This is a genomic window from Coprococcus sp. AF51-11b1, assembly GCF_027682785.1.
In the GTDB taxonomy this organism is placed as follows: domain Bacteria; phylum Bacillota; class Clostridia; order Lachnospirales; family Lachnospiraceae; genus Allocoprococcus; species Allocoprococcus comes.
In genome coordinates this window covers 144,367-145,742 of sequence record NZ_JAQCZB010000011.1, presented here as the reverse complement: position 1 = coordinate 145,742, position 1,376 = coordinate 144,367, and the positions used below count along the sequence as shown (strand labels likewise).

Annotated in this window: 4 protein-coding genes; all 4 read left to right on the top strand. The window is 28.5% G+C overall.

Features of this window, described 5'->3' with window-relative positions:
• Positions 1 to 4: 4 nt before the first annotated feature.
• The 4 genes from PGY05_RS12020 to PGY05_RS12005 all read left to right on the top strand — a co-directional run bounded on the left by PGY05_RS12020 (position 5) and on the right by PGY05_RS12005 (position 1,304).
• Positions 5 to 400 (top strand): DUF6483 family protein, encoded by a 396-nt coding sequence (locus PGY05_RS12020; protein WP_270475987.1) that lies wholly within the window; start codon positions 5 to 7, stop codon positions 398 to 400.
• A 54-nt stretch (positions 401 to 454) separates the two neighbouring features.
• A complete protein-coding gene (locus PGY05_RS12015) occupies positions 455 to 769 on the top strand; it encodes a DUF3784 domain-containing protein (RefSeq protein WP_005342838.1) in 315 nt (104 codons plus the stop codon).
• A 61-nt stretch (positions 770 to 830) separates the two neighbouring features.
• Positions 831 to 1,001 carry a hypothetical protein gene (locus tag PGY05_RS12010; RefSeq protein WP_211134005.1) on the top strand — a complete coding sequence of 57 codons (171 nt, stop codon included), beginning with the start codon at positions 831 to 833 and terminating at the stop codon, positions 999 to 1,001.
• Between the two features lie 54 nt (positions 1,002 to 1,055).
• On the top strand, positions 1,056 to 1,304 hold the full coding sequence (locus PGY05_RS12005) for a DUF3781 domain-containing protein (RefSeq protein WP_211134004.1): 249 nt from the start codon (positions 1,056 to 1,058) through the stop codon (positions 1,302 to 1,304).
• Positions 1,305 to 1,376 lie beyond the last annotated feature (72 nt).

Genomic DNA, 1,376 nt, shown 5'->3' with positions numbered 1-1,376 from the left:
AAAAATGTATTTCACAGACGAAAAAGACTATATTATGCGAATGATAAAAGAAATGGTAAGAGTATTATTTTCTTTAATGTTTGGGAAAAAGTATGTTTCTGTTGAACTTGAAAAAGAAAATAAATATGAAGTATCAGGGAATAATTTGAAAGATTTTCTTGATATGATTGATTCTGGGGAAATTAACGAAGCAGAGAATATACTTTTAGATAGCATTGATTATACAGACAGAAATGAGGTAATGGCAGCAGCTCTTTTCTACCAATACCTTAGTGAGAAGGATAGTGAGTTTTTGAAAAATAATAATTATACAAAAGAAGAAGTGATGTCTGGTTTTAAGCAATTACTTATGCAGTCAGGATATACTGATTTGCTATGTTTGGTCAAAGCTGAAGAGTAATGTAGAAAATTCAAAGAGATAAGAGTGATTGGCTGAAAGGAGAAATTGTATTATATGTTCTATATTGTTTTTGACTTTATGATGGCAGTGATTATGTTTTTGTTTGGAATGTGGTTTTATAAATCAGAAGGAAAAGCTACTAAATTCTTGTCGGGTTATAATATGAAATCAGCGGATGAACGAAAGAAATACGATGAGAATGCTATGTGTAAGGCATATGGAAAAAGAATGATGTTTATGTCAGTTCCTTTTATTATTGGAATAATCATAGATATCCAATATCAAGGAATAGGCTGTTGGATCGCATGGGGGATATGGCTTATTATGTTTGTTTTGTTGCTTATTGATAGACATAAAAGAGAACGTTAAATTCCCATTTATTGGGAAGTCGCTGAGAACGAAAAATCGATAATTTGTGGAGGAAACAAACATGGAAGATAATAAATCAATGACTGTCAAGAAAACGGTAAAATCAGGAATAACTTTTGGAAGTGCATTAGCTATGGTTATTAGTTATACAACGTGGAAGTCTGTCGGCTGGGCGATTTTTCATGGATTACTTAGTTGGGTGTATATCATATATTTCCTTTTGCGCTATTAAATTACAATTTATTAATTTGTTAGATAAATAGTAATTTTTTGAGGAGATTAAGTTATGGAAGATAAACAAATATTACTTGATAATATAAGTAAAGTGCATACTACTGAAATGGGGATTGATAGAATTAAGAAGAATCTAAAATTGAATACTAATGATGTAGTTGAATTTTGTAAAAATAAAATTTTAGATAAGAATTGTAATATTTATAAGCAGAGTAAAAATTGGTATTGTGAAATTGATAATATTAAAATAACTATTAACTCTTATAGTTATACAATTATTACAGCACATCTAATCAAATAAATTCCAGTTGATATTCCACTTATTTTAGAAAATTTAATAACTATTATATTTGATTATCAAATTCTTCGCAAA

Excerpts from the sequence above, each read along its gene's own strand:
- PGY05_RS12020 (WP_270475987.1), top strand. The coding sequence starts at position 5 with ATGTATTTCACAGACGAAAAAGACTATATTATGCGAATGATAAAAGAA.
- PGY05_RS12015 (WP_005342838.1), top strand. The coding sequence starts at position 455 with ATGTTCTATATTGTTTTTGACTTTATGATGGCAGTGATTATGTTTTTG.
- PGY05_RS12010 (WP_211134005.1), top strand. The coding sequence starts at position 831 with ATGGAAGATAATAAATCAATGACTGTCAAGAAAACGGTAAAATCAGGA.
- PGY05_RS12005 (WP_211134004.1), top strand. The coding sequence starts at position 1,056 with ATGGAAGATAAACAAATATTACTTGATAATATAAGTAAAGTGCATACT.